General features: G+C 68.0%; 24 protein-coding genes. 4 read left to right on the top strand and 20 right to left on the bottom strand.

Going from position 1 to position 26,551, the window contains the following annotated elements; translation table 11 throughout:
* Positions 1-9: 9 nt before the first annotated feature.
* The 5 genes from nrdH to K4G53_RS11640 all read right to left on the bottom strand — a co-directional run bounded on the left by nrdH (position 10) and on the right by K4G53_RS11640 (position 5,363).
* On the bottom strand, positions 10-255 hold the full coding sequence (gene nrdH, locus K4G53_RS11660; RefSeq protein WP_043451057.1) for a glutaredoxin-like protein NrdH: 246 nt from the start codon (positions 253-255) through the stop codon (positions 10-12).
* A gap of 374 nt (positions 256-629) precedes the next feature.
* Positions 630-1,868 (bottom strand): cyclopropane-fatty-acyl-phospholipid synthase family protein, encoded by a 1,239-nt coding sequence (locus K4G53_RS11655; RefSeq protein ID WP_221385865.1) that lies wholly within the window; start codon positions 1,866-1,868, stop codon positions 630-632.
* Positions 1,865-3,220 (bottom strand): cyclopropane-fatty-acyl-phospholipid synthase family protein, encoded by a 1,356-nt coding sequence (locus tag K4G53_RS11650; RefSeq protein ID WP_221385864.1) that lies wholly within the window; start codon positions 3,218-3,220, stop codon positions 1,865-1,867. Before K4G53_RS11650 ends, K4G53_RS11655 begins: the two co-directional genes overlap by 4 nt.
* Positions 3,217-3,948: a DUF1365 domain-containing protein gene (locus K4G53_RS11645; protein ID WP_221385952.1), complete on the bottom strand. Its 732-nt coding sequence runs from the start codon at positions 3,946-3,948 to the stop codon at positions 3,217-3,219. Before K4G53_RS11645 ends, K4G53_RS11650 begins: the two co-directional genes overlap by 4 nt.
* A gap of 14 nt (positions 3,949-3,962) precedes the next feature.
* A complete protein-coding gene (locus tag K4G53_RS11640; protein ID WP_221385863.1) occupies positions 3,963-5,363 on the bottom strand; it encodes an NAD(P)/FAD-dependent oxidoreductase in 1,401 nt (466 codons plus the stop codon).
* Positions 5,364-5,488: 125 nt separating this feature from the next.
* Here K4G53_RS11640 and K4G53_RS11635 point away from each other — a divergent pair, with 125 nt between their 5' ends.
* Complete coding sequence (locus tag K4G53_RS11635; RefSeq protein ID WP_221385862.1) at positions 5,489-6,406, top strand: LysR family transcriptional regulator; 918 nt, start codon at positions 5,489-5,491, stop codon at positions 6,404-6,406.
* A gap of 45 nt (positions 6,407-6,451) precedes the next feature.
* Entirely contained in the window at positions 6,452-6,958 is a 507-nt protein-coding gene (locus K4G53_RS11630; protein ID WP_221385861.1) for a DUF2004 domain-containing protein, read from the top strand.
* Positions 6,959-7,027: 69 nt separating this feature from the next.
* Here the strand turns inward: K4G53_RS11630 and metE are convergent, their stop codons facing one another.
* The 7 genes from metE to K4G53_RS11595 form a co-directional block, all read right to left on the bottom strand.
* Positions 7,028-9,370 (bottom strand): 5-methyltetrahydropteroyltriglutamate--homocysteine S-methyltransferase, encoded by a 2,343-nt coding sequence (gene metE, locus K4G53_RS11625; RefSeq protein ID WP_221385860.1) that lies wholly within the window; start codon positions 9,368-9,370, stop codon positions 7,028-7,030.
* Positions 9,371-9,445: 75 nt separating this feature from the next.
* Positions 9,446-10,405 (bottom strand): methylenetetrahydrofolate reductase, encoded by a 960-nt coding sequence (locus K4G53_RS11620; RefSeq protein ID WP_221385859.1) that lies wholly within the window; start codon positions 10,403-10,405, stop codon positions 9,446-9,448.
* 331 nt (positions 10,406-10,736) lie between these two features.
* Positions 10,737-11,456, bottom strand: coding sequence for a hypothetical protein (locus K4G53_RS11615; RefSeq protein WP_221385858.1), 720 nt, complete (start codon positions 11,454-11,456; stop codon positions 10,737-10,739).
* Positions 11,453-13,504: a VWA domain-containing protein gene (locus K4G53_RS11610; protein WP_260323540.1), complete on the bottom strand. Its 2,052-nt coding sequence runs from the start codon at positions 13,502-13,504 to the stop codon at positions 11,453-11,455. Before K4G53_RS11610 ends, K4G53_RS11615 begins: the two co-directional genes overlap by 4 nt.
* Entirely contained in the window at positions 13,495-13,959 is a 465-nt protein-coding gene (locus K4G53_RS11605; protein WP_221385857.1) for a hypothetical protein, read from the bottom strand. Before K4G53_RS11605 ends, K4G53_RS11610 begins: the two co-directional genes overlap by 10 nt.
* Positions 13,949-14,836: a DUF58 domain-containing protein gene (locus K4G53_RS11600; RefSeq protein WP_221385856.1), complete on the bottom strand. Its 888-nt coding sequence runs from the start codon at positions 14,834-14,836 to the stop codon at positions 13,949-13,951. The genes K4G53_RS11605 and K4G53_RS11600 overlap by 11 nt, the downstream gene beginning before the upstream one ends.
* Before the next feature lie 7 nt (positions 14,837-14,843).
* Positions 14,844-15,851: a MoxR family ATPase gene (locus K4G53_RS11595; RefSeq protein WP_221385855.1), complete on the bottom strand. Its 1,008-nt coding sequence runs from the start codon at positions 15,849-15,851 to the stop codon at positions 14,844-14,846.
* A 130-nt stretch (positions 15,852-15,981) separates the two neighbouring features.
* On the opposite strand from K4G53_RS11595, the gene K4G53_RS11590 reads away from it, so the two are divergent.
* The gene (locus tag K4G53_RS11590; RefSeq protein ID WP_221385854.1) at positions 15,982-16,185 is read left to right on the top strand and encodes a hypothetical protein; all 204 of its coding nucleotides are present in this window, start codon (positions 15,982-15,984) and stop codon (positions 16,183-16,185) included.
* Here K4G53_RS11590 and K4G53_RS11585 read toward each other — a convergent pair.
* The 6 genes from K4G53_RS11585 to K4G53_RS11560 form a co-directional block, all read right to left on the bottom strand.
* Positions 16,182-16,979 (bottom strand): carbohydrate ABC transporter permease, encoded by a 798-nt coding sequence (locus K4G53_RS11585; RefSeq protein WP_221385950.1) that lies wholly within the window; start codon positions 16,977-16,979, stop codon positions 16,182-16,184. The genes K4G53_RS11590 and K4G53_RS11585 overlap by 4 nt on opposite strands.
* Positions 16,980-17,044: 65 nt before the next feature.
* Positions 17,045-17,926 (bottom strand): carbohydrate ABC transporter permease, encoded by an 882-nt coding sequence (locus K4G53_RS11580; RefSeq protein ID WP_221385853.1) that lies wholly within the window; start codon positions 17,924-17,926, stop codon positions 17,045-17,047.
* Positions 17,927-17,929: 3 nt separating this feature from the next.
* Positions 17,930-19,282, bottom strand: coding sequence for an extracellular solute-binding protein (locus K4G53_RS11575; protein ID WP_221385852.1), 1,353 nt, complete (start codon positions 19,280-19,282; stop codon positions 17,930-17,932).
* Positions 19,283-19,289: 7 nt separating this feature from the next.
* A complete protein-coding gene (locus K4G53_RS11570; RefSeq protein WP_221385851.1) occupies positions 19,290-20,492 on the bottom strand; it encodes an ROK family transcriptional regulator in 1,203 nt (400 codons plus the stop codon).
* A 227-nt stretch (positions 20,493-20,719) separates the two neighbouring features.
* Positions 20,720-21,880, bottom strand: coding sequence for a class I SAM-dependent methyltransferase (locus K4G53_RS11565; protein WP_374226165.1), 1,161 nt, complete (start codon positions 21,878-21,880; stop codon positions 20,720-20,722).
* A 52-nt stretch (positions 21,881-21,932) separates the two neighbouring features.
* On the bottom strand, positions 21,933-23,015 hold the full coding sequence (locus K4G53_RS11560; RefSeq protein ID WP_221385849.1) for an FAD-dependent oxidoreductase: 1,083 nt from the start codon (positions 23,013-23,015) through the stop codon (positions 21,933-21,935).
* 46 nt (positions 23,016-23,061) lie between these two features.
* On the opposite strand from K4G53_RS11560, the gene K4G53_RS11555 reads away from it, so the two are divergent.
* A complete protein-coding gene (locus K4G53_RS11555) occupies positions 23,062-24,399 on the top strand; it encodes a class I SAM-dependent methyltransferase (protein ID WP_221385848.1) in 1,338 nt (445 codons plus the stop codon).
* Positions 24,400-24,468: 69 nt separating this feature from the next.
* Here the strand turns inward: K4G53_RS11555 and mctP are convergent, their stop codons facing one another.
* Both mctP and K4G53_RS11545 read right to left on the bottom strand, forming a co-directional pair.
* A complete protein-coding gene (gene mctP / locus K4G53_RS11550) occupies positions 24,469-26,142 on the bottom strand; it encodes a monocarboxylate uptake permease MctP (protein WP_221385847.1) in 1,674 nt (557 codons plus the stop codon).
* Positions 26,139-26,516, bottom strand: a complete 378-nt coding sequence (locus K4G53_RS11545) for a DUF3311 domain-containing protein (protein WP_221385846.1) — start codon at positions 26,514-26,516, stop codon at positions 26,139-26,141. The genes mctP and K4G53_RS11545 overlap by 4 nt, the downstream gene beginning before the upstream one ends.
* Positions 26,517-26,551 lie beyond the last annotated feature (35 nt).

Raw genomic sequence — 26,551 nt, 5'->3', positions numbered from 1 at the left:
ATGTGGCTCCTAGGCCACGGAGGTGACAGCGGAGAGGGCAAGTTCCTCGATCTTGTCGGGGCGGAAGCCTGACCAGTGGTCCTGGTCCGTGACCACAACGGGTGCCTGCATGTAGCCAAGTGCCTTCAGGCGCTCGAGGGCCTCGGCGTCCTGGGAGATGTCCACGCTCTGGTAGGTGATGCCCTTTTTGTCGAGAGCACGGTAGGTGGCGTTGCACTGAACACAAGCAGGCTTCGTGTAAACCGTTACGGTCATTGTCGCTGTCCCCTTAGTCGAAATCTTCGCTGGTTCGGTGTCCCCGTCCAAGCTGTATGTAGATACTACATGTAGTGCAGGCGCCTCTTCGGAACCCCAAGATGATGTATTACAAGTATGTCATTTAATGCACCTTTAATCCACAGGGAGTAGCCTTCAAAATGTCCGGAATCCCGGCGTTTTTGCGGACGGAATCCACATCCTGTGGAGTACTTAGCCACATTTAACGGCCAGCGTGTCGCGGAAAAGACGGCGTGTCGCGCCTCGGCCTGGGCGCCCCGCAGGCACCAAAAAGGGGCCCCGGAGTGACCTCCGGAACCCCCATGGGTGACTAAACGCACGCCCGGGCGAAGATGCCAAGGCGGCAGGGCCCGCTAGAGCGGGGCGGGCCTGCTGCAGAGGATCTGCTCCACCCCCATCCGCCCCTCGGCAAAGCTCCGGAGGGCACCCACCAGGTACAGCCGCCACACCCGGACGACTTCCGGACCCATCATGGCCTCGGCGCGTTCCTGGTTTTCCTCGAACGTGGCGTACCAGGCTTCCAGGGTGTGCACGTAGTGCCTGCGCATTCCCTCGACGCCCTCCACCTCAAGGCCTGCGCCTTCCAGGAAGTCCAGTGTCTCCCCCACGGGACGCATGTGCATGTCCGGGGCGATGAAGGACTCGATGAAGGGGCCGCCGCCGGGGTGCCGGCCGCGGCGCGACATTTGCTGGACCAGGACTCTGCCGCCCGGCACCAGGTTGTCGAACAGCGCCCTGGCATAGATGGGGTAGTTTTTCTGCCCCACATGCTCCCCCATTTCCAGGGAGGCGACGGCGTCGAAGGGTCCGTCCGGGATCTCGCGGTAATCCTGCACCCGGATCTCCACCCGGTCCTCCAGTCCGTGCTCCCTGATCCGGCCGTCAATGAAGGCCTTCTGTTCCGCGGACAGCGTGACACCCACAACTGTGGCGCCGTAGTGCCGTGCGGCGTGCAGGCTCAGGGAACCCCAGCCGCAGCCGACATCCAGCATCCGCATGCCGGGTGTGAGGCCGATCTTCCGGCACACCAGGTCCAGCTTGTCGCGCTGGGCATCCTCGACGCCGTATCCAGGCCCCGGAGCCTCGGTCCAGTAGCCGCTGGAGTAGGCCATCTGCGGGTCCAGGATCAATCCGTAGAAATCGTTGCTGAGGTCATAGTGGTGGCTGATCGCCGCACGGTCGCGGATCAGGCTGTGCAGGCGTCCGGAGACTTTGGCCTGCGTGGCCGGCGGCGCGGGCGGGGTGCCCAGTGCGCCGGCGGCCCGGGCGATCCTTCCGATGCCGGCGATTACCGCGGGGGTGGGCCGGATCCCGGACAGGCGGCGCCGGCGCACCACCTCCCACAGCTGCTGCAGGGCCGAATTGAGGTCGCCGTCGATGTCCAGCTCACCGGTAACGTACGCCTGGGCTGCGCCCAGTTCCCCCGGGGCCCACAGGAGGCGCCGGATGGCGTCGGGGCTGTTGAGCCGGACCACGGGAGCGTCGGCGGGTCCTGCCTCGGAGCCGTCCCAGACCTTCAGGCGGACGGGCAGGTCCCCGCCGACCACGGGCCGGAGGGCATCGGCGATGGTCTCCGCCAGGGCGGCCGTCACAGCGCGGCCCCGCGCCCGGGTGCGCTTCTCTTCCGGTCCAGCACGATCTGCTGGACATCCAGGTAGCCGGACGCGAAACCTGCCCTGGAGTAGCAGAGGTAGAACAGCCACATGCGCTGGAAGACTGCATCGAAGCCCAGCTCCGAAACCTCTTCCTGCCTCTCCATGAAGCGCTCCTCCCACAGCCGCAGGGTCTCGGCGTAATGCTCCCCGAAGGCCAGCCGTTCGCGCACCTGCAGCCCGGTCTGTTGCTCGGTGACTTCCTCGATGGCCCGCACCGAGGGGATCACCCCGCCCGGGAAGATGTACTTGTGCACCCAGGTGTATCCGGTGCGGGTGGCCAGGAGGCGGTCGTGGGCGATGGTGATGGCCTGGATGGCCACCTTGCCGCCCGGCGCCAGGAGCCGTTCGATGGTCTGGAAATAGGTGGCCCAGTACTGGTAGCCCACGGCTTCGATCATTTCGACCGAGACCACTGCGTCGTACTCGCCTTCAACGGCGCGGTAGTCCTTGAGCTCGATCGTGACGGCGTCGGTATACCCGGCCTCGGCGACCCGTTTCCGGGCGAGTTCCTGCTGTTCGCTGGACAGCGTCACCGAATAGACGGTGGCGCCGCGGGCGGCGGCGCGCAGGGCCAGCTCGCCCCAGCCGGTGCCGATCTCCAGGAGCCGGGTTCCGGGCCCGACGGCGGCCTTGTCCAGCAGGCGGTCGATCTTCGCCTGCTGGGCGGCGGCGAAGCCGTCCCGGTCGGAGTTGCGGACGGCACCTTCCGCGGACGGGAACAGTGCGCTGGAGTACGACATGGTGGGGTCGAGGAACGTGGCGAACAGTTCGTTGGAGAGGTCGTAGTGCCTGGAGATGTTGGAACGCGTGTTCTCCAGGGAATTGCGTTCGCTGCGTGGCTGGCGCGGCAGGAACAGGGCGCGCAGTTTCTGCAGCGGCTCCGGGACCAGGGTCCCGGCCCGGGCAGCAAAGACTTCAAGGAAAGCGGTGAGGTTGTCCGCGTCCCAGTCGCCTGCCATATAGGACTCGCCGAATCCGATCAGGCCCCCGTCGCCGAGGCGGCGGGCGAAGTCACCGGGCCGGTGGATGGTCATAACGGGCGCGCCGGCGGGCGCGGATCCCAGGACCTCGCCGTCGGGGTACCTTACCTCCAGCGGAAGATGGCGGACCGCGGCCTTGAAGATGCCGGCGGCAATGCGCGCCGCAACGTCGGCCCTGAATCCGGCCGGAAGCGCTGCGATGCCCGGCCAGACCGCAGCATCGATGACCGCGGGAGGGCGCGGCACTGTGTACGGGACGCTCCCGGAGGCGGCCGCCGTCGTGGTTCCGTTGTCGTCCGTCATTGTCATTGAACTGCCTCCTGTGAAGGGTGGTGTGGTCTTGCGACGACGGGCAGGCGCCGTGCCCAGAGTTTAACGCCCTGCACCCTGATCAGGGCGGATACCAGCAGTGGCGCGGCCGGCACGGCGCATGCCGCAGCCAGGATGTTGCGGACCGTGGCCGGCCGGCGCGTGCCATCCATGGTGGCGACGAACGGCCGGTGCCCAACACGTTCCAGGACGATCGAGACGGCGAGCCGTTCGCCGGGGGCGGGCAGCTTCATCCGGTAGTGCCCGTCGACGTCGTTGAAGGGCGACACGTAGAACGCTTTCGGAACGGAGGCGCGCCCCGCGGGGTCCGTCTGCAGCAGGTAGCAGTGCCGCTCGCCGTAGGTGTTGTGGACCTCGGCCACCACACACTGGAGCTCGCCGCTGGAGCGGTAGCACCAGAACAGGGTCAGCGGGTTGAAGACGTAGCCGAACACCCGTGCGCTGGCCAGCATGTGGATGGGACCGCCGTCGGGCTCGATGCCCTGGGTTCGCAGGTATCGCTCCACGTTGGACCGGATGCTGGCGTCCGGATCGCCGAGATGGTCGGCGGCGCGGAAGACCGCCAGGGGCCGGAGCGGGAGCGGCAGGCGCGGCAGGCGGTCGACGTCGACAAACCAGCTGTAGCTGCGGTAGGTGAAGGCGTTCTTCAGCGGGGAGTGCCGCACGTGGGCGATCGAGGTGCGGTAGATGGCTGCACTGGTGGACATGGTGCGCCCGCTGCTCATGCAGCCTCCCCTGCGGACAACAGTTCCCGTTCGCCGTCGCCGGAGCTGTGCTGCGGGTCTTGCGGCCTGGCGGCCGGCCAGGTGCGTCCAAGCTTTTCGGCCGCCCGGACACCGGAGAGCGCGCCGTCCTCATGGAAACCCCAGCCCAGGTAGGCCCCCGCGTACGCGATCCGGCCGTCGCTGAGGGCGGTGATGGCCTGCTGGGCCTTCAGTGATTCCGGGGTGTACTGCGGGTGCTCGTACACCATTCGTTCGAGGACAGCGTCATCGGAGATCAGCTCCGACTCCCCCAGGCTCACCAAATAGCGCCGGCCGTCGCCGGGCACCAGCCGTTGCAGCCGGGTCAGGTCGTAGCTGACCAGGACCTTGTCCGGGCGGGCGTCGCAGGATGGCAGCCGGTAGTTCCACGAGGCCTTGGCGTTGTCCGCTGCGGGCAGGACAGCCGGGTCCTGGTGGAACACCGTGTGGTTCACCGAGTACGGCATCCCGCCGAGCGCTTCCTTCTCTCCGGGCGTCGCGTCGGCCAGGAACCCGAGTGCCTGGGCGGGATGGGTGGCAATCACGACGGCGTCAAAGTGTTCCAGCCCGTCCGCGGTTGCCAGCTCCACTCCTTCGGGAAGCCGCCGGATGGCGGTAACGGAAGCGTTGAGCCGGACGTCGTTCAGCGTTGCGGCGAGCTTCTCCACGTACCGGGCCGAGCCGCCGGTGACTGTTCGCCACTGGGGAGAGCCCTTGATACCCAGCAGGCCGTGGTGGCCGAGGAACGTGAAAAGGTACCGGGCCGGATAGGCCAGGGCGGTGGTGGGATCGCAGGACCAGACCGCACTCACCACGGGGGTCATGAAGTGGGAGATGAAGTACGGGCTGAATTTTTCCCGTTCCAGAAACTCGCCAAGCGTCAGTTCCGGGACCTCCACCTCAGTGCTGATGGCCGACGGCGGCGCCGCCTTGAGCAGTTCGCGCGCCTTGCGGTAGAAACGGGTGACTTCCAGCAGCATCAGCAGGTAGCGGCCACGCAGCAGGCTGGACGGCCGGGCGATGATCCCGCGGGCGCCCCCTCGTGCACCGGCGTACTCCAGCCCGCAGCCGTCGCAGCGGATGGACATGCTCATCTCGGAGTCCTGGGTCTCCACGCCGAGCTCGGCAAACAGCCGCAGCAGGGTGGGGTACGTGCGCTCGTTGTGCACGATAAACCCGGTGTCGACGCCGAGGACAGTCCCGTCAGGCTGCGGCATGTCGTGCGTGTGGGCATGGCCGCCCAGCCGGGAATCGGCTTCGAAAAGGGTGACGTCGTCCTCCCGGTTGAGCACGTAGGCCGCCGTTAGTCCTGCCACGCCGCTGCCGATCACGGCGATGCGCCGGCGTCCTCCTGCACTTGCTGCTGGATTGGATGACAACTGATGCTCCTCTGCTGAACATTTGCCAGTGATGGTTATACAGAGGGCAATTCGGCACACGGTGGCCACCGGATGGGTGCGGGTTGCAGCTTCTTCGCCGGAAGGCGGCGGAGTACTGTGGGCTGGTGGTGAATCCGGTGCATCTGAAAACCCTGCTGGAAGTGACACGGCTGGGAACGTTCGCGGCGGCGGCCGCGACGCTTGGTTATACGGCCTCCGCTGTTTCCCAACAGATGACGGCGCTGGAACGGGAGACGGGCGTAACCCTCTTCCAGCGTTCGGCGCGCAGCGTGGTCCCCACGGAAGCCGCCGTCGTCATGACCCGCCATGCCGCCAAAGTGCTCACGGACATCGAGGCGCTGATGGCCGCCGCGTCCAGGGCGAAGGACACCGAAAGCCAGGAACTGCGGCTGGGGATCTTTCCCAGCCTGGCCACCTACGTCCTGCCCCGCATTTTGAAGAACCCCGCGTGGAAGAACCTGGGCATCGACCTGCGGGTGTCCGTGGCCGAGCCCGGCCAGACCATCCAGGGCCTGCGCACGGGCGGTGACCTGGACCTGGCCGTCGTGTTCCAGGTGGGACAGACCGGGTTCGCCTGGCCCAACACCATCAACCGGCAATGGATCGGCGACGACGACTTCCGGGTGGTGCTGCCCGCGGGCTGGGGCTTCCGCGCCGATGCGAAGGTGGCCGCGGACCACCTCTCGGAGATGCCGTGGATCATGCACCACCCCGGCACCAGCGACGCGATGGTCATCGAACGGCTCTTCGCCGGCTGCAACCTGCATCCGCGGGTGGTGGCGCACAGCGACGATTTCCACGCGAGCCTGGAGATGGCCGCCGCGGGCCTGGGTGCCGCCCTTGTCCCGGAACTGGCACTGCGGAACAAACCGCAGGGAATCGTGGTGCTGGACGTGCCGGAAATCCGGTTGGCACGCAACGTCTTTGCCCTGCTGATCAACGACAGGAAGACGGCCAGGGTACAGCTGTTCGTGGATCTGCTGGCAGAAACACTCGCCGGGATGCGCACGGCGGTGAATTAGGCCGGAACGCTGGAATGGTCTGCACTTCGGGTCTATGTTGAGACTATGAACAAGGTAGCGAGCCAGCACTTTGGAGAGATCGAGCTCAACCACGGCCGGGATCACTTCATCGCCGCCAAGCACGAGCTGCGCGGCCACCCGCTGGAACTCGACCTGAACATCACCGCCCACGACCACTTCGATGAAGCCGCACTCCGCAAAGTGGACTACCGGCTGCGGTTCCTGCCCGAACTAGTGGACGAGGTGCGCGACATGATCGCCGAGGAACTGGAACAGGAAGGCACCAGCCCCCAGGAGTACCTGCACTTCCACTGCAATGCCCTCAAGGACGAGCACCTGCAGAAGGTCTTCGGTGTCCAGGACCGCAGCCAGCTCACCAACGAGGTCTTCCTGAAGGCGCTGAAGCTGGGCCACGTGGGCATCTACCCTGGCCAGCCGGAGCGCTACTTCGTCATGGACTTCACCCTGGGCGAGCACTTTACGGACGAGGTGCTGGTGGCTTCGGCGGATGAAGACGGCGTGGTGGACGACGAGATCGTCTGGGAGTCCTGAACCCGCCTTTTAAAGCACGACGCCGGCTGGTCACCGAGGTGACCAGCCGGCCTTCGTTTCTCTGCCTGCTTACTTCGCTGCTTCCAGCAGGCCCGCGCGGACTGCCTCGGTCGCCTTGACCAGGTTGCGCAGGGACTCTTCCGTCTCGGCGTAGCCGCGGGTCTTCAGGCCGCAGTCCGGGTTGACCCAGAGCTGGCGGGACGGAACGTGCTTCACCGCGGTGGCGAGCAGTTCCGTGACCTCGGCTTCGCCGGGCACACGCGGTGAGTGGATGTCGTAGACACCCGGACCGACGCCGCGGCCGAAGCCGTGGGACTCGAGGTCGTGGACGACCTCCATGCGGGACCGGGCCGCTTCGATCGAGGTCACGTCGGCGTCCAGGCCGTCGATCGCGTCGATGATCACGCCGAACTCCGAGTAGCAGAGGTGCGTGTGGATCTGGGTGGCGTCGGCGGCTCCGGCGGTGGCCAGGCGGAAGGAGTCCACGGACCACTTCAGGTAATCGGCGTGGTCTGCCTTGCGCAGCGGGAGCAGTTCACGCAGGGCGGGCTCGTCCACCTGGATGATCCTGATGCCGGCGGCTTCGAGGTCGGCGATCTCGTCACGCAGGGCCAGGCCAACCTGGTTCGCGGTCTCGCGCAGCGGCTGGTCGTCGCGGACGAAGGACCAGGCAAGGATGGTGACCGGACCGGTGAGCATGCCCTTCATCGGCTTGGCGGTCAGCGACTGTGCGTATTCGGCCCACTTGACCGTGATGGGGGCGCTGCGGGTCACGTCACCCCAGAGGATGGACGGACGCGTGCAGCGGGAGCCGTAGGACTGCACCCAGCCGTGGACGGTGACGTCGAAGCCTTCCAGGTTCTCGGCGAAGTACTGGACCATGTCGTTGCGCTCGGGCTCGCCGTGTACCAGGACGTCGTAGCCCAGCTCCTCCTGCAGGTCCACGACGCGCTTGATCTCGTCCTTCATGAGCTGCTCGTACTGTTCGTCGCTGAGCTCGCCCTTCGTGTTGCGGGCACGGGCGGAGCGGATCCCAGAGGTCTGCGGGAAGGAGCCGATGGTGGTGGTGGGCAGCGGCGGCAGGTGCAGTGCTTCCTCCTGCGCGGCTTCACGGACCGCGTACTCGGAGCGGGTGAAGTCGGCGGCGGTCAGGGCTTCGGTGCGGGCGCGCACGTCGGCCCGGCGCACGCCGTCGGCCGTGGCACGGGAAGCGATCACGGCGGTTGCCTCGTCGATGGCAGCCTTAGCGGAGGCAGGGTCCGCCAGGTAGGACGCCAGGGTCCTGACCTCAACGGCCTTCTGGTCCGAGAACGCCAGCCAGCTGCGGAGCTGCCCGGGCAGCTGGGTCTCCTCGGCGACGTCGTGCGGCACGTGCTGGGTTGAGGTGGAGGTGGAGACGGCGAGGTTGCCGGCCGCAGCTTTCAGGTGGTCCAGTTTGGCGGCGGAGGCTGCAAGGTCATTGCGCCAGATGTTGTGGCCGTCCACGACGCCGGCGACGAGGGTCTTGTTGCCCAGCCCCGCCAGTGCTGCAGCGGAGGGAACGGCGCCCTTGAAGACGTCGATGTGCAGGGCGTCGATATTGGTGGCGGCGAGGGTGCCCAGCTGCGCGTCGAGGGACCCGTACGGCGTGGAGACGAGGATCTGCGGGCGGTTGGCCGCACCGGCCAGGACCTCGTAGGCCCGGGCAACGGCGGCCTCGATGTCCGTTGCCGGGGTGTCCTGGTCAACAACCAGGGCCGGCTCATCGAGCTGGACCCAGCCGGCGCCGGCGGCGGCGAGCTTTTCGAGGAGCTGGACGTAGACGGGCAGGATGTCCTCGAGGCGGGACAGCGGCGCGAAACCGGCCGGGGCGTCGTCGGAAGCCTTGGACAGCAGCAGGTAGGTGACCGGGCCGACGATGTAGGGGCGGGTCTCGATGCCGTTTTCCAGGGCGAAGGTGAACTCGTCGACCTTGGTGGTGGAGGCCAGGGAGAATTCCGTCTCCGGGCCGATCTCCGGGACGAGGTAGTGGTAGTTGGTGTCGAACCACTTGGTCATTTCCAGCGGCTGCTGTTCGTTGGTGCCGCGGGCCAGGGTGAAGTAGCCGTCGATGTCCAGCTGTCCGTCAGCGTTGAGGAGCTTTCCGAACCGGGCCGGTACGGCGCCCAGGTGGGCTGTGGTGTCCAGGACCTGGTCATAGTAGGAAAACGTGCCGGGCACGGCGGCCGCTTCGGTCAGGCCGAGTTCCTGCAGGCGCCTGGCGGTGGCCAGCTGGATGTCCTTGGCGGCGGCATCGAGTTCGGCAGCGTCGATCCTGCCGGCCCAATAGGCCTCGACGGCCTTCTTGAGTTCGCGGCGGCGGCCGATGCGGGGGTAGCCGAGGAGTGAGGCGGACGGGAACGGGGTGTTTTTGGGTGCAGTCAGTTCAGGCATGGAAGATTCCTAGGTTTTTGGGCAGCCCTGACGTCGGGCTGGCGTGATGAGTACGGGCAGCTGGCGGGACAGTGCTTAGCTGGCCAGCTGGGGGGACGCGATGTCCCGGCGGGCGCTGGACCGGTGGTGCCGCGGGAGGGCGAGCTTGTCCAGCACCTCCAGCGCGCTCTGGTGCTCATTGAAGGTGTAGATGTGGATGCCGGGTGCGCCGGCGTCCAGGGCCGCGTTCGAAAGGTCGACGGTGGCGTTGACGCCGATGTGCAGGCGTTCCAGGTCGGAGTCGGCGGCAGCCAGTTTGGCCATCAGTTCCGGCGCGGGCTCCACACCGGTCAGCTCACCCAGGCGGTTGAGCCGGCGGAGGCTGGTCAGGGGCATCACGCCGGGAATAATGGGGATGGTGACCCCGGCCCGTCGTGCCCTGGTGAGGAGGTCGGCGTACTGGTCCGCGTGGAAGAACACCTGCGTGATGGCGAAGTCGGCGCCGGAACGCTGCTTGGCCAGCAGCACCTCGACGTCGTGCTCCTCGCTCGGCGATTCGGGATGCCGCGCAGGGTAAGCCGCGACGCCGACGGCGATTTTTCCCGCACACAGCAGTGCCGAACGCCGCTGCTCAACCCGGCGGATGAGCTCGATGAGGTCCTGGGCATAGCGGAGCGAGCCGTCGGTGACCTGGCCGTCCTTCGGCAGGTCGCCGCGGAGGGCAAGGATGCCGCGCACCCCGGTGTCCAGCAGCTGGCCGATGATCCCCGCCAGTTCCTGCGGCGTGTTGCCGACACAGGTCAGGTGGGCCAATGGCCGGAGCGTGGTTTCGAGCAGGAGCCGGTTGATGAGTTCGACGGCGGTGTCCCGGTTGGACCCGCTGGCGCCGTAGGTGATGGAGACATAGTCCGGCTCGGTGGTCTCGAGTTCACGGATGGTGGTCCACAGTGTCTCGGCCGCAGCCGGGGAACGGGGTGGGAACAACTCGTAGGACAGCGCCACGGGGGCGGCGTCGGAAAGATTTGGATGTGTCTCAATAAGGCTTGGTGGTGACATTTGCGTCCTTGGCTTTGGGCCATTGGGGTGCTGCCTGCCACGAAAGTGGCGGCAGTCCGGCAATGAATTTGAGTTTGGGGAACACGGAAGAACTCCACAGGACGCAGCCGCGACTGTTACGCCTGGAACGAAGTTTTCCGTGAGCAAATGTCAGGCCCACATGGGGGCACCCACACCCTCCGTAACGGAGGATCGCTGACACGTTACCGCGGTAACTTGTATAAGACTCTATGGGCAGTGGCAGGCGGTGTCCAACTCGGTTGCCGAATTAAGACACAGTTTTACGACCTGTTTTACCTGCAACGCAGAATTTTGTTCGCCCGGCGTGCCCTCACCATGGGCGTTCCGGCGCGGGGGCCGGATCCCTGTCCAGGTATTCCTCCCTTTCACGGCCACTGTTCCGCTGCCGCTCCGCCTGCCGCGCGCTGTCCTGGAGCTGTTCCAGCTGGCCCTGGTTGGCCTCCTTCGAAGGATCGCCGGGCGCCGGTTCCGCCGGCGGCGCCTGCTTCGGGGCAGTTGCCTGCCCGGCGGCGTCGAGCTTGCCCGCCAGCCGTTGGCTGGCATCCGCAAGGCGTCCGCCCGCCCCGGCAGGTGCGCCGGGGGCAAAGCAGCCCTCCGGGGACTGCCCGGCGACATCCAGCGCTTCCCGGAAGAGGGCAGCGGCCGACGCCGGATCCTCCGCCCGGAGCTTGTCGTCGCCGAGGCGTTCAATCACCAGGACCAGGTTGACCCGGACCAGGCATTCGTCCCCGGAACCCCGGGGAGCGCCGGCGAGCGCCTGCTCGAATCCCGCGCGGGCGGTGCCGAAATCCCCCGCGAGGACAGCGGCGTCCCCCGCGGCGAACGGCGCCTTGTACGGTTCGAGGACGTTGACGACGCCGAGCCCCGCCGCCGCGGAACCGACGGCGGCCGCGTCCCCGGCAGCAAAGGCATGCGCCGCACGGTCGGCCAGGATACCCGTGCTGAGGAGCTTGGCCGCCGCGCACAGGACCAGGAGTACCGGCAGCAGCGACCACAGCAGCAGGCGGCGCCGGCGGACTGGAGGCTTCACCGGAGGACCTCCCTGGCACGTCCAGGATCGGTGGCCGCGTTGCCCCGGGCGGCCGGCCCGGGCACGGCGGTTCCGGGCCGCGGGAGCCTGCGAAGCTGGCGGACGATGACCACGCCTTCCGGCAGGGCCAGCAGGAAGGCGCCGGCCGCAAGAATCCAGTAGAGCTCGGCATTCGTTGCGAGCGAACCGTCCTCCTGGGTGTGCACGGCAGCGGCGGGGTGCGCCTGCTGCATCATGGGCGATACGGCGTCTCCGGCGGCACGGTGGACGTAGGGCACGTTGAGCTGCCCGGCGATGGTCCGCAGCCTGCCTTCGTCGATGACCGACACAGCGGCCCCGCCCCCGGTGTCCTGCACGTACTGGCCGTCCCCGCCGTCCGCCGCGCCGGCGTCGTCCTCCATTCCAGTGTTCACCTTCATCCGGCCGCCGGCCGCGGTGCCGTAACCAAGCACTGCTCCCCCGTCCACCAGGCCGCCCCCGGGGTTGAGGGCCTCCGGTTCCCTGCCGCTGGTCTGTTCGCCGTCGCCCAGGTAGTAGACCAGCCGGGGCCTGCCGGGGTGGCTGTCGCGGGCTGCGGTCAGCCGTTCGGCTAGCACCTGGCGGGCTGCGGTGATGCTGCTCCCCTTTGCATAGGCGGTCACCTGCGGCTCAAGGACGTCCGTGATCGTTTGCAGCGCCAGGGTGTCAGTGCTGAGCGGCATACGGACATGCGCGCTGGTGTCGAAAGTGATCACGGAGAAGCGCGCTCCCGGCAGCTCTTTGGCAATGTCCATGATGTCCTTCCGGACGCCGTCCAGCCGCGGGGCGCCGGCGCCGTAGTCCTCGGCCACCATGCTGGTGGTGGTGTCCACCACAAAGAACACGTTAAGGTCCCTGCTGGCGGCCTCGGCGGTACCGCCGGGAAGGCCTGGGCGCAGGGCTGCCGCCAGGACCAGCAGGACAATGGCCGCACGGCGTGGCCAACTGAAATCCTTCGGCACCCGGGGCCTGTGCAGCTGGCGGAGTGAACGCGGGAAGCGCGCCCGTGCAGGATCCAGCCGCCAGGACGCCAGGCACAGCGCCAGGGCGGACAGGAGCGCAGTTACCAGCAGGACACCGGGCACGTCCGAGACGACGGCCCGCGGTGCGCCCTGGATGCCGGCAGTTTCGGTGTCCTCCACGGCGGCCACGATCCCGGCCACAGCGTCGGGACTGTCGAGGGAGTAGTACCGGCCGCCCGTGCCCTCCACGGCGGCCCGCAGCTGCGCGCCGGGCTGGTCCGGGTCGCGGCCGTAATCCAGGTCGCCCGGGTTCAGCGCGTAGACCCGGACGGCACGGTCCCTGGCCAGCCTGGCTGCCTGGTCCAGCGTCATGATCGGCTCACCGGAGAGGAGGTTGTCGGTGGCCAGCACTACGGACCGCGAGCGCTGGTGCTGGTCGCTGCTTTGCCCACTGCCTGGGCCGGTGCGCCGTGCCGCAGCGCCCGGAAAGCTGTTGAGGCACGAGGCCAGGCCGTCTCCGATCAGGGAGGAGCCGCGGCCGCTCCAGGTTCCGTCCAGGAAACCCGAGCTGCCGGGTTTGCCGTCGAAGGCGTCCCGTGCGAGCTTCAGCTGTTCCTGCGCATAGGCGTAGTCATCGGTCAGGGGGAAGACCTGGATGGCGGTGCTGTCGAAGACCGTCAGGCCGATCCGTTCGCCGTCGAACTTCCGGGCAAGTTCAGCAAAGGTGTCCACCACGGCGGCGTCGGCGCTGCTCATGGAACCGGAGGCGTCCAGGCAGAGCATGATGTCGCGGTTGTGCAGCCCGGGCGTGACGGTGGAGACGTCCACTGGGCGCGCGGCTGCCACAGCCGTGGTCACGAGCAGGACGGCACAGGCCGCGCCAGCCGCGGCCAGCCATGCCCGGTGCCGCCGCAGGGCCGCCTGGTATTCCGGCAGCGCGGTGAGCCGGTCGGCGTGTGCCACGGGCCGGCGTCGTTCGTTCCACGCCCGGCGCCGCAGCGCCGTCCACGCCGCGGCCGCTGCGGCGATGGCTGCCAGTGGCAGCATCCACCAGAACATCAGGTCCATGCCCGCACCGCCTCGCAGGCCAGTGCGGCGGAGGTTCCAACGTGGGGCAGCGGGTCCGGGCCGAACTCGGCCGGGTAGAGGACGGCTACGACGGCGGCCGCCGCCGGGAGGGGATGCCGCGCCAGGTCCTGCTGGGTCATCCTGGTGGCGTCCACCCCTGTGGCGTCCCGGACAAAGCCGCGCAGCAGCAGGCTCAGTTCCTGGTGTGCTTCGCGGGCAGTGAGGTGTCCCCCGGCCGCATCCACTTCCACGTCGTTGATCCGCTGCAGGTAGGCCGCTTTGAGCGCGGGGAGGTCTGTCAACGCGGTGTGGGTGCGCTTCGGTTTCGGATCCGGCCGGGTGGTGGCGAACACGAAGACGAACCAGCCTGCCACCAAGGCCAGCAGGGCAGCGCCGCACCACATCCACAGCGGGCTGTACGGGAGCGGGCCGTAGTAGGCCGGGTCAGCCTGCACGGCGGTGCCTTTCCAGGAGCGCGAACAGCGCACTGATGACATCATGGCTGCCGGCCACTTCGCCCTCGGTAATCCCGGCGCTGCGGAGCATTGTCTTCCGGCCTGCGTCGCGCAGTGCAGTGGCGTGTGCATAGGCGGCCGCAACAGCATCGGACAACGCTGGCTCCCCGACAAGCAGGGAGGAGTCGGCCACGCTGTAGGACTCCGTCCCCGGCGCGAGGTGCGCTGGTGCCAGCTCGGCGTCACGGATGGTCAGCCACAGGACCTCATGCTGCGCCCGGAGCCTGCGGAGGATCTGGGCCGTGGCGGCTGTGGCAGGAATTTCGTCCGCGACCACGAACAGGAGGTGGCGGCCCTTGATGATGCGCGCCAGGAAGTCGAGCTGGTCGTCGATGCTGCTCGGGGGCGCGTCCAGCCGGGTGTGGGAGTCGATGTGCCGAAGTAGCCGCTCCAGGTGGGCTTCCCCTCCCTTGGCGGGCAGCGTGCGCGTGCCGGAGGCGTCGCCGCAGACCAGCCCCACGGCGTCGCCGTGCCGGTGCGCCAGGTAGCCCAGGACGCCAAGGGCGAGGACGGCGATGTCCTTCTTCGTCTCCCCCGACCGGGACTGGGCGGCCATGTTCCGCCCCGTGTCTGTCACCAGGAGGACCGTCTGCCGGCGGACGGCCACGTAGCGCCTGATCAGGGGTGAGCCGTGGCGGGCCGTGGCCTTCCAGTCGATGTCACGGACTTCGTCGCCGGGCACGTAGGCGCGCAGGTCGTCGAAGTCGAGGCTGCGGCCCCGGAAGACCGAAGCATACTCGCCGTCGAGCATGCCGCGGGCTTTGCGGTGCGCGAAGATCGCCATCTTCGACTTCACGCGTTGGAGGAGGCTGGCCATTGGCAGCCTAGGGGGTCTGGACGGCGCCGACGACGGCATCGATCACCGACTCGACCGGCACCTGTTCCGCCACGGCGTCGAAGTTCAGGATCATCCGGTGCCGCAGCACCCGGTGCGCCAGGGACCTGACGTCCTCCGGGATGACGTGGTCGCGGCCGTTGAGCAGGGCCACTGCGCGGGCGGCCTGGCTGAAGGCGATGCTGGCACGGGGGCTGGCACCGAATTCGATGAACGCGGCCAGCCTGGCGTCAATGTACTGGTGGGCATTGCGGGTCACGTACACCAGCCCCACGATGTAGTTCACCACCGCGGGGTCGATGTAGATACGGCGGACCAGTTCCTGGATTTCGGTGATGGCGTCCAGTGATGCGGCCGCCGGGGGCTTCAGCCCTGGGTCGAACACCCCGGCATCGATCCGCCGGATGATCTCCGCTTCCTCCGCCGGTGAAGGGTAGTCCAGCACGTCCTTGAGCATGAAGCGGTCCATCTGGGCTTCGGGAAGCTGGTAGGTGCCCTCCTGCTCAATCGGGTTCTGGGTGGCAAGGACCAGGAACGGCGAGGGCAGCCGGTAGTCCTGGCCGCCGATGGAGGTCTGGCGCTCCTGCATCGCCTCAAGCATGGCGCTCTGCGTCTTGGCGCTGGACCGGTTGATCTCGTCCAGCAGCACGATGTTGGCGTGCACCGGTCCCAGCTGGGTCTGGAAGGTCCCTGTGGCGGCGTCGTAGATCTGGGTGCCGACGATGTCGCTGGGCAACAGGTCCGGGGTGCACTGGATCCGGCGGAACTCGGCACTGACGGCCTCCGCCACGGTTTGCGCCGCCGTGGTCTTGGCCAGTCCCGGGACGCTTTCGAGCAGGATGTGGCCGCCGGTGAGCAGGCCTACCAGGAGTGACTCCCGCAGCCTGGCCTGGCCCACCACCTTGGCGTCAAAGCTGCGCGAAATGTTGCCGACCACCTGCTGTGCCCGGGCCAGCTCCGCTGGTGTGATTCGTGCGGGCACGCTGGTCGAAAGCACTGTATTCCCCCTGGTGATGGTGATGGGCGCACGGGCCGGGTCCCGCCGCCATCCTATCCAAGCCGGGGACCGTCCGGTCCTGCAATGGGGACCCCTCCCCCTGCGGGGCCCGCAGGTCTATCCTTTTGCCATGATTGAGCTTCCAGCCAGCTACAAGGAGTTTCTCGCCGACAAGAGCCAGCTGTTCATCGACACGGTCAGGCCCGTGCTGATGCAGTCCGCGGCGGAAAAACTGCACGGCGTCCGGGTGGTCTACAACCCCGGGGCCACCGGCCACCAGGCCCACCTGGACGACAGCATTCCCTTCGGAGTGGTCGTCGAGGACATCGACTAGCCCCTGACCGCGCCGGACAAAGCCAGGGCAGCGCCGGACCCCCTCCCCACAATGACGTAGAGGGCCAGGACCGGCACTGAATACAGGATCGAAAATGCGGCCAGTTGTCCGTACGCAACTGCCCCATGCTGTCCAAAGAAGCTGAAGATGGACACCGCTGCCGGCTGCCGGGCCTCGGACAGGAGAAGAACGAAAGGAACAAAGAAGTTCCCCCAGGCCTGGATGAACACGAAGATGAACACCACACCCAGGCCGGGCCGCATGAGCGGCAGCACGATGGTGCGCAGGGCGGCCATTCTCGAGGCACCGTCCATCCAGGCTGCCTCCTCCAGCGCCAGCGGCACTGCGTCCATGAAATTCCGGGTCATCCAGATCGCCATGGGCAGGCTGGTGGCGGCGAGGAAGAGCACCGTCGCGGGCAGGGAGTCCAGGAGCTGCAACTGGACGAAGAGCCCGTACACCGGCACCATGATGGCCGTGACCGGCAGGCACGTGCCGAACAGGACGCCGTACATGAACGGGCTGTTGAACCGGGAACGGTACCGCGAAAGCGGGTAGGCGGCCAGCACGGCGGCGGCCAGGGTCACCGTCCCGGTGCCCGCGGACAGCAGCACGCTGTTCCACAGCGGACGGAACAGCAGGTCCGGGGTGAGGACGGCAGCGAAATTGTCCAGGACGGGTTGCTGTGGAACCCTGGTCCCGTGCCCGGCCGCCGCATCCAGGGAGCCGAAGACCAGCCACAGCAGCGGCAACAGGAAGCACGCACCTATGATCAGCAGTACCGCGTCCGCCATGGCACTGCCGCGCTGCCGGGCTCCGCGCGCCCTGGCCACCTGCGGGGAGACCTGTACGGGGGCGGTCACGGCCGCTGTTCCCGCAGCAGGCGCAGGTAGGCCACTCCGAACACCGCGCCGAGAAGGAGCAGCACAACGGCCACTGCGGTTCCGTACCCGATGTCGCCGAACCTGAAGGCCTCCTGGTAGGCCAGCACGGGCAGGGTGGTGCTGGCATTGGCCGGTCCGCCCGCCGTCATGACCCAGACCAGGGTGAAGACTGCCAGGGTCTGCAGCGTGACCAGCATCAGGTTCGTGGCAATGCTTCCCCTGATCACCGGCAGCGTGATGAACACCAGCCGCTGCCACGGGCCGGCGCCGTCCATGTGCGCGGCTTCGCTCAGTTCGGCCGGGACACCGCCCAGCGCCGCCCTGTAGACGAGCATCGAAAAGGCCGTGCCGCGCCAGACATTTGCCAGGACCAGGGCCACCATGGGGACCGCATACAGCCAGTCGGTTCCCGGCTGCCCCATGGCGCCCAGCAGCTGGTTCAGCGTCCCGTCCCGGCTGAAGAAGGCATAGGCGGCAAATGCCGCCACGATTTCCGGCAGGACCCAGGCGGCCACGACGGCGGTGCCCACGGTTGCAGCCACGGCAGGACGCGCGCGGCGCATCAGCACGGCCAGCGCCAGCCCCAGCAGGTTCTGGCCGAGTATCGCCGACCCGGCAACGAACACGACGGTCAACCCCACCGAGAACGGGAAGACCGGGTCCTGCAGCAGCCGCTGGTAGTTCTCCAGCCCCACCCATTGCGGGTTCCTGGCGTTCCGGCCGGTGAGCCCCGCATTGGTCAGCGACGCATGGAAGGCCCACAGCACGGGCCCCGCAAGGAACACGGCCAGCAGCAGGATGGCGGGGAGGACCGGCAGGTAGCGGGCCACCTGCCGTGCCCGGTGCGTTGCCGGCACCGGCTACTTCCGGACGGTTTTCTCGCCGCCCACGATTCCTGCGACCGCGGCATCGTAGTCAGCGGCTGCCTGTTCGGGGGTCTTGCTGCCCGTGATGACGGCCTCGGTGGCTTCCTGGACGGCGGCCGAGATCCGCGGATAGTCGCTCGTCGCGGGACGGTAGTGGGTGACGGAGACCAGTGCTGAAACGTCCTTCACGAACGGGTTGGCGGACTGGTAGCCGGCATCGGCCGCGACGTCATTGCGAACGGCGATCTGCGAGCTTGCCACGGTGAAGTCCAGCGAGTTCTTTGCGTTCAGCGCGGTGGTGAGGAAGCTGAAGGCAAGGTCCGCCTGCTTGGTTTCGGCACCAACCGCCAGCGTCCAGCCGCCGGACATGCTCACAGCTCCCGGAGCCTGCCCCTTCTGCGTGGGGAACGGGGCAACACCCATCTCCTCCGCATAGCCGGGCCACTCGTAGCTGCCGCCCTTTTGCCAGAACGACGGCGAGTAGGACCCTTCCACGGTGGCTCCCAGCTTCCCTTGCGGGAACCATTCACCGAAGACTTTCTTCCAGACGTTCGGGTCCAGGGCGTCCGCCGGGGCAACGGCAAGGTTCTCGCTGTACAGCGTCTTGAGGAACGTCAGCGAGTCCGTGAAGCCGGTGGAACCGACCACCCACTTCTTCGAGTCCTGGTCGTAGAGGCTGGCACCGGTGCCGTACAGCAGCTCATAGAACCCCTGCATGACCGTTCCCTCGCCGGTGCCCTTGCCGGCGTACATGTTGAACGGGATGACGGAGGGGTCACTGGCCTTGACCTTCCTGGCCGTGTCCAGGATGTCCTGCCAGGTGGCTGGACGCCAGGGCAGGGCGACGCCGGCCGCCTGCAGGACCTTCTTGTTGTACCAGATGGCCCGTGTGTCGGTGCCCAGCGGGACCGCGTACGTGCCGCCGTCGTCCGCCTTGCCCGCTTCCTTGGCCGCGTCGTCGAACTTCTCCCAGTCCGCCCACCCGCCAAGCCGGCTGTCCAGGTTCAGGAGGTAGCCGGCGTCGACGTCCGAGCGCACCTTGAAAGTGTCCTCGTAGAACACGTCGGGCGCCGTGGACGGCGAGCGCAGGGCCAGTGCGAGCTTGGTTCCGTAGTCGTCGTCGTTGGCCTGGATGGGCTGGAGCTCGACCGTGACGCCCTGGTGGGCGGCTTCGAACTCTTTCTTGGCGGACTGGAACATGGTGTCCAGGGCGGTGAACGCATCCGTCTTCTGGTAGGCCACCTTGATGGTCCTTGGGCCTTCAGCCGGGTTCCCGGGGGTGCAGGATGCCAGGGCCAGCACGGTGGCGGCCAGCAGGGACAGTACGGTCAGGGGCCTGCGTGCCATGGTGTCCTCAGCTTTCCAGGAGAAGCCGCTGTGCCCGCGGCGCGAGGGTATGTTCCAGGACCAGCGAGGCCGCGCCGATGGCGCCCACGTCCTCCCCCACCCCGGTCCCGACGACCTCGATGGGGTGGATGAGCCGTGCCGCGCTGTTGGCGTCAAGCAGGGCCGGGATCCTGTCCAGGTAGCGTTCTGCCAGGCCGCTCCAGAACGGGCCTCCGAAAACCACCCGCTCGACGTCCAGGGCGTTGGTCACCACTGACGCTGCCCTGGCCACCAGGACGGCTGACTTGTCCAGGATGGCGGCGGCCTTTTCGTTGCCCGCATCGGCGAGTTCGCACAGCCGGGAGAAGCTTTGCTGGACTTCGGCGCCGCTGCCCTCCGAGCCGGAGCCATCGAGGATCCCGGCGGCTTCAGCCTCGGCCACCAGGACCTGCGGGATAGCGGAGGACTTTACGCAGCCGTGCTGGCCGCAGTCGCACTCCGGCCCGTCCGGGTCCACCACGATGTGGCCGATCTCGCCGGCGTTGCCCGAGGTGCCGCGGACAACTTCATCGTTCAGGACGATGCCGCAGCCGATGCCGGTGCCCATGTACATGAAGACAAAGCTGCCGGCACCGCTGGGACCGCCGGCCCACGTTTCGGCAACGGCGGCGCTGGTCACGTCCTTGTCCACCAGCACGGAGTAGCCGGTTGCCCTGGCCAGGGCATCACGGAGTTCCACCCTGTCCCATCCGGGCAGCAGCGGCGGATCCACCACGGTGCCGTTGTCCAGGTCGATGGGGCCGGGGGCGGCGACGCCCAGGCCGGCGATCCGGTGGTGGTCCACTCCCGATTCCGCCACGAGTTGGGCGATTTCGGTGGCAATCGTGGTGATCACCGCGGACGGGTCGTTTCCGCCAGGGGTCTTGATCCGGGAATGCCGCACCACCGCGCCAACGAGGTCAAGGACCACAAAGGTGGTCACCGCGGGATCGAGGTGGACGCCCAGGGCGTACATGCCTCCGGGATTCAGGCGGAGGATGGTGCGCGGCTTGCCGGGGCCGCTGCCTTCCTTGCCGGCCTCGACGATCAGGTTCTGGTCCAGCAGGCGGCGGGAGATATTGGAGATGGTTTGCGGGGACAGGCCCACGATCTGCGCGAGCTCCACCCGGCTCAGGCCACCGGAGGTCCGGCGGATCGCATCCAGGATGACCGTGAGGTTGAAGTCCCCCATCCTGGGCAAGTTGGTTCCGCGCCTCGGAGAGGATTGGCGGATCTCAGTCACGGTGTCCCCTAAACGTCTTCGGCTACCTTTTACGGTGATGCTTTGAATCGTACGTTAAGGGTGCGCGCAGGCACACACATGTGCCGGAGGCGGCGCGGCGGTGTTTTCCCTGTTGGGTCCGCTTTCCGTGCCGAGGCGGCAGTGCCCGTCCCGGCCCGCGCGTGGCGGGCCGCCGCTCAGGCTCCGGGTCCCCGGCGCGTGCTGCGGGTGACGACGAATTTGGGGTTTTGTCCCTCCACCACGGTCGGGCCCACGTGCCGCTCCAACGCCTCCCGGTACTGCAGGTGCCGGTTGAAGACAGTCCACAGCTCGCCGCCGGGGGCCAGGACGCGGCCCGCCGCCTCGATCATCTTCAGTCCTGCCCCGGCGTGGACGCCGGCACCAACGTGGAAGGGCGGGTTGAGCAGCACGACATCTGCCGCCCCGCCGGGGAAGGTGCTGAGTGCGTCGTCCTGCATTACGCTGATCCGCCCTTCCAGCCCGTTCGCCTTCGCGGTGGCCAGCGCGGACTGCACGGCAGCGGCCGACTGGTCCGTGGCCGTGACCGCCGAGCCCGGAAACTGCCGCGCGTACATTGCGGCGAGGATCCCGGTGCCGCAGCCAAGGTCGACGGCGTGCCGCGCCGGCTTCATCGCGGGCAGGAACGTCAGCAGGAACCTGGTGCCGATGTCCAGCCGGGCCCCAGCGAACACCGCGCCGTGGGCGGCTACGTCAAGGTCCAGTTCCGCGAGGTGTTCCACCACAGGAAATCGGGCCGGGACCGTTCCGGGCCTGATGCCCCGGGCCAGGACCACCCGGGACTTCTGCCGGGCAAGCTGCGGCTGGACCGAGCGGAAGTACCGCTCCAGGACCGCGTTCATGCCCAGGGACATGTGCTTCACCCGGCCGCCGGCCACCAGCAGGACGTCGGGCGAGGCGTACTGGGCGATGGCGGCCGCAATCTCCTCCAGTTCGGCAAGGGTCTTGGGCAGCTGCAGGAGGATGGCATCTGCGCCGGACAGGAGTTCTGTCCCCAGGGGCAGCTGCACGAATCCGGCCGTGCCTTCCGCTGGCCCCGGGCCGGCCAGCCCGGCGGCGTTGAGCCGCAGCGCGCGTTCCCCGGTCACGAGGTCCTGGTGGACGCGCAGCGTTGCCGGGGCGAGCACGGCGAGGGCGCCCAGGGTCAGGGCCCCGTAGCGGTCGCCGATCACTGCGAGGCTGCGTCCCTGCACTCCCAGTCCAGCGGCCGTTTCCAGCAGCAGCCGGTCCGTGGCGTCCCAGGCCTGCAGGTTGGGCGCTTCGACATCGGGCCGCCGGCGCAGGACGCGGAACACGTCCTCAAGGGTGTTTGCTGCCACCGGTGTCCCGCCGCCTTCTGTTGTCATTCTTTGCCCGCCCGGATCAAACGGGTCAGCCCCACGTTACCGTTTCCGCCGCCGTCGCCATTCCCGGCAGTTCCAGCAGCGCGGCAACCGCCGCCCGCCCGGCCCGGTTGGCGCCAATGGTGGACGACGACGGCCCGTAACCCACCAGGTGCACGCGCGGCTCGGCGGCCACCCGGGTACCCTCCATCGCGATTCCCCCGCCGGGACCCCGAAGGTGGAGCGGCGCCAGGTGCTCGAGTTCGGCCCGGAATCCGGTGGCCCAGAGGATGGCGTCGGCCGCCAGGAAGCTCCCGTCCGCCCGCCGGACGCCGTCCGGTTCAATGGCGGTGAACATGGGCTGCCGCTCGAGGACGCCCCGCTCCTTGGCGGCCCGCAGGGCGGGAGTCCAGATGAGCCCGGTCACCGACACCACGCTTTGCGGCGGAAGCCCCTGGCGCACGCGTTCCTCCACCAGGGCCACGGCGTCATGCCCCGCCTTGGCGTCAAAGGGTTCGTCCCGCCACACCGGCTCCCTGCGGGTGAACCAGCTGGTGGACGTGACGCGGGAGATTTCATCCAGCAGGCCGACGGCGGAGATGCCGCCGCCCACCACGATGACATGCCTGCCCCTGAACTCATCAGCGGAGACGTAGTCAGCAACGTGCAGCTGCCGGCCGCGGAACGAGGACTGGCCCGGGTAGATGGGCCAGAACGGGCGCGTCCACGTGCCGGTGGCGTTGATGACCGCCTTGGCGCTCCAGGCACCGGCCGACGTGGTGATCCTCAACCGCCCGGCCGGGTTGTGGTCCTCCCGGCTGACGGCCCGGACTTTGACCGGCCGGTGGATGGGAAGGCGCAGTTCCGCCTCGTAGGTTCCGAAGTATCGGGCGAGGAATTCGGAGCTCGCTTCGGCAGGGTCAACGTCCGGCTTGGCGATGCCCGGCAGGTCGCTGATCCCGTTGACGGTGCCCATGCGCAGGCTCTTCCAGCGGTGCCGCCACGCACCTCCGGGACCTTTCTCGGCGTCGAGCACGGCGAAATCCAAGCCGCGGCGCCGCAAATGGTAGGCGGCCGACAAACCTGCCTGGCCCGCACCGATGACCACGACGTCGGCCAGCTCAGGATTCACTCCCCCATGATAGTCGCGGAGGGCCCCGCGGCTTTAGTGTTGGCGCATGGATACAGCGGAAGATTCACGGGCGGAACCGGGAACCACGGGACATGCGGCACGCCTGGCCAGGGCGCTGGCCGTCGTACTCGGGACCCCGCAGATACCCCTGCGGCTGCGGGCGTGGGACGGCTCCGAAGCCGGGCCCCCGGACGCACCGGTCCTGGAGTTCCGGTCCCGGAAGGCGCTGCGGCGGATGCTGTGGTCGCCGGGACAGCTGGGCCTGAGCCGCGCCTATGTAGCCGGCGAGATTGACGCGCCCGGAGACATTTTCGCCGCCTTTACGGCCCTGAGCTCGGCCGGCAAATTCGCCGAACCGGGTCCCTTCCGGCCGCCTGCGGCCGGGGAACTGTGGCTGCTGCTGCGAACCGCGGTACGGCTCGGGGCCGTGGGCCCCAATCCCGTTCCGCCGCCGGAGGAGTCCCGGGTCACGCGCAAGGGCAAGGTGCATTCCCGCCGCCGGGATGCCGCCGCGATCTCGCATCATTACGACGTCGGCAACGACTTCTATGCCCTGGTGCTGGGCCCGTCCATGGTCTATTCCTGCGCGGTGTGGCCGGACGGGACCACACCTGCAGGAGACGGCGGCCCGGCTGCCGGCCTCGATGCCGCGCAGGAAGCCAAGCTGGACCTGGTGTGCCGCAAGCTGGGCCTGGAACCGGGCATGCGCGTCCTGGACGTTGGGTGCGGCTGGGGCAGCCTTGCGCTCCACGCTGCCGCGAGGTACGGCGCCACGGTGGTGGGTGTCACCCTTTCGGCGGAGCAGGCCGCGCTGGCCCGGAAACGGGCGGCCGACGCCGGCCTGACGGACAAGGTGGAGATCCGCGTCCAGGACTACCGGGACGTGCAGGACGGGCCGTTCGACGCCATCAGCTCGATCGGCATGTCCGAACATGTGGGCCGCGAGCAGACCCCGGCGTATGCTGCGGCGCTTTTCGGGCTGCTCCGCCCCGGCGGCCGGCTGCTCAACCATGCCATCTCCTGGAACGCCGGCCCCACCAGCCCGGACCCCGATTCGTTCATCCCCCGGTACGTCTTCCCCGACGGCGAAATGATCAGCCTCGGTGAAGTGGTGGTGGCCCTGGAAACCGCAGGCTTCGAGGTCCTCGACGTCGAGGCCCTGCGGCGCCACTATGCGCTGACGCTCCGCGCCTGGGTGAGCCGGCTGGAGGAGAACTGGGAGCGTGCCGTCCATCTTGCCGGCGAGGGCCGCGCCCGGGTGTGGCGGTTGTACATGGCGTCCAGCGCACTGGGCTTCGAGAACGGGCTGACCGGTGTGAACCAGGTCCTGGTGCGGCGCCCGGGCCCCGGGGACCCGCCGCTGCGCCGTACCGGGTGGCTTTAAGGTGAGCGCCCTCCTGCCGGGACGTAACCCGGCAGGAGGGCGGCATAACCCGGGAGCTGCCCGGGATGGTCAGGCTACCGGTGAAGGTCCGCCCGGCTGGGTGTAACGCTGGGTCTTCTCGATCTCCACGACCTTGGGGTCCGTTTCGTCCGCGGCGTAGTCGGTGGGCCTGGTGAGGTCCTCGCCGGTCCGGACCTTCAGTGCACGCAGCACGAGGGTCAGGACGGCGGCGACCACCAGGTTCAGCGCGAACGCCGAAACGGCGATATAGACGCTGAAGTCCGTGCCGGGGATCGGCGCCACGGACCCGCCGAAGTGGGCCTTGGTCACGGGGTTGATCACATTGTAGGCCGACACTGTGCCGAAGACGATACCCGCCGCCCAGCCGGCCAGCAGCGCCCACCGGTCGAACCAGCGGGTGTACAGGCCGGCGACGACGGCCGGGAATGTCTGCAGGATCCAAATGCCGCCCAGCAGCTGCATGTTGATGGCGGTGGACTGGTCCATGGCGATGACGAAGACCAAGGCGCCGACCTTCACCACGAGGGAGACGATCTTGGAGACCTTCGCCTCGGTCTTGGGGTCAACGTCCGGCCGGATGAAGTCGCGGTAGACGTTGCGGGTGAACATGTTGGCCGCGGCGATGGACATGATGGCTGCCGGTACCAGGGCGCCGATGGCGATGGCCGCCAGCGCGATCCCGGCAAACCACGCCGGGAAATGGTCCAGGAACAGCTGCGGAACCACCAGCTGGGGGTTGACGGAACCGTCCAGGTCAACGGGCTTGGTACCTGCCTTGATGGCTGCGAATCCCAGCAGCGCCAGGAACCCGAGCATCAGCGAATACAGCGGCAGGATGGCCGCGTTCCGGCGGATGGTGTTCCGGGCCTTGGAGGCGAGCACCGCCGTGACCGAGTGCGGATACATGAACAGGGCCATGGCCGAGCCCAGCGCCAGCGACCAGTAGGCGGAATAGTTGGCCGTACCGGGGATGAAGACGCCGGCGGGTTTGCCCGTCGCCTGGTTCACGGTGCCCAGCTTCTGCTGCGCGGCACCGAAGATCGTGTCCCAGCCGCCGAATTTGATGGGCAGGTAGATGATGGCCACGATCACGGCGAGGTAGATCAGCAGGTCCTTGACGACGGCGATCATCGCCGGGGCCCGCAGACCCGACGTGTAGGTGTAGGCGGCCAGCACCACGAACGCCAGGATCAGCGGCAGGTCGGTCAGCAGCACGTTGTCCGGGCTGCCGAGGCCGAGGACGGTCAGTACCGCCTTGATGCCCACCAGCTGCAGGGCAATGTAGGGCATGGTGGCCACGATCCCGGTGACAGCGACGGCAAGGGACAGCCAGCGGCTTCCGTAACGGCCGCCCACGAAGTCCGCGGACGTCACGTAGCCGTGCCGGTGGGACACCGACCAGAGGCGGCTCATGATGATGAAGATGATGGGGTACAGCACGATGGTGTACGGCACGGCGAAGAAGCCGCTGACTGCGCCCGTAGCCCACATGGCCGCCGGCACCGCGACGAAAGTGTACGCGGTGTAAAGGTCCCCGCCCAGCAGGAACCAGGTGATCCAGGTCCCGAACCCGCGGCCGCCCAGGCCCCACTCGTCGAGGCTGTGGAGGCCTTCCTCGCCGGTCCGCCGCCACTTGGCCGCCAGGAACCCCATTACGGCCACCACCACGAACAGCAGCACCACGATGACCAGCGCGATCCAGTTGATGTCGCGCCCGCTCATGGCCGCTCGCCTCCCGGCCCTGCCTCGGCGGAGCCCTCGCCTGTCCACGGCGGGCCGCCGGCACGGACCGCTGCCCGCCGTCGTCGGTCCTCCCTGGTGACAAGCCAGTAGGCGGTGCCCGTCAATGCGGCGGAAACCGGCACCCAGAGCAGCTGGTACCAGTAGAAGAACGGCATGCCGCCAAGCCGCGGCGCATCAAACGAGTACAGCTGCGGCATCAGGGGAAACAGGATCGCGGCGGCCAGCAGGATGCCGGCACCGACATACGGGGCAGGCCTGGCCGGGCCGCGGATGGCGGTATCGCGCGTCAAGGGCGATCCGTTTGAAGAAGCTGCGCCGTTCGGGCTGTAGCCGGAACCATCTGCGTGGGACATCTGCGACCTCCTCGTCAGCACGTCCCGCGGCAGCC

Origin of the sequence: Arthrobacter sp. MAHUQ-56 (assembly GCF_019710585.1) — a bacterium.
Classification (GTDB): Bacteria; Actinomycetota; Actinomycetes; order Actinomycetales; family Micrococcaceae; genus Arthrobacter.
The sequence above is the reverse complement of the archived record's forward strand: the minus strand, read 5'-3'. Positions and strand labels throughout refer to the sequence as shown.

Bases quoted from the DNA above. Each gene is read 5' to 3' on its own strand.
- K4G53_RS11555 (WP_221385848.1), top strand. From the start codon at position 23,062: ATGGATACAGCGGAAGATTCACGGGCGGAACCGGGAACCACGGGACAT.
- K4G53_RS11610 (WP_260323540.1), bottom strand. From the start codon at position 13,504: ATGGACCTGATGTTCTGGTGGATGCTGCCACTGGCAGCCATCGCCGCA.
- K4G53_RS11545 (WP_221385846.1), bottom strand. From the start codon at position 26,516: ATGTCCCACGCAGATGGTTCCGGCTACAGCCCGAACGGCGCAGCTTCT.
- K4G53_RS11600 (WP_221385856.1), bottom strand. From the start codon at position 14,836: ATGGCCAGCCTCCTCCAACGCGTGAAGTCGAAGATGGCGATCTTCGCG.
- K4G53_RS11645 (WP_221385952.1), bottom strand. From the start codon at position 3,948: ATGTCCACCAGTGCAGCCATCTACCGCACCTCGATCGCCCACGTGCGG.
- K4G53_RS11590 (WP_221385854.1), top strand. From the start codon at position 15,982: ATGATTGAGCTTCCAGCCAGCTACAAGGAGTTTCTCGCCGACAAGAGC.
- K4G53_RS11585 (WP_221385950.1), bottom strand. From the start codon at position 16,979: ATGGCGGACGCGGTACTGCTGATCATAGGTGCGTGCTTCCTGTTGCCG.
- K4G53_RS11575 (WP_221385852.1), bottom strand. From the start codon at position 19,282: ATGGCACGCAGGCCCCTGACCGTACTGTCCCTGCTGGCCGCCACCGTG.
- K4G53_RS11650 (WP_221385864.1), bottom strand. From the start codon at position 3,220: ATGACAATGACGGACGACAACGGAACCACGACGGCGGCCGCCTCCGGG.
- K4G53_RS11570 (WP_221385851.1), bottom strand. From the start codon at position 20,492: ATGGGGGACTTCAACCTCACGGTCATCCTGGATGCGATCCGCCGGACC.
- K4G53_RS11620 (WP_221385859.1), bottom strand. From the start codon at position 10,405: ATGTCACCACCAAGCCTTATTGAGACACATCCAAATCTTTCCGACGCC.
- mctP (WP_221385847.1), bottom strand. From the start codon at position 26,142: ATGAGCGGGCGCGACATCAACTGGATCGCGCTGGTCATCGTGGTGCTG.
- nrdH (WP_043451057.1), bottom strand. From the start codon at position 255: ATGACCGTAACGGTTTACACGAAGCCTGCTTGTGTTCAGTGCAACGCC.
- K4G53_RS11630 (WP_221385861.1), top strand. From the start codon at position 6,452: ATGAACAAGGTAGCGAGCCAGCACTTTGGAGAGATCGAGCTCAACCAC.
- metE (WP_221385860.1), bottom strand. From the start codon at position 9,370: ATGCCTGAACTGACTGCACCCAAAAACACCCCGTTCCCGTCCGCCTCA.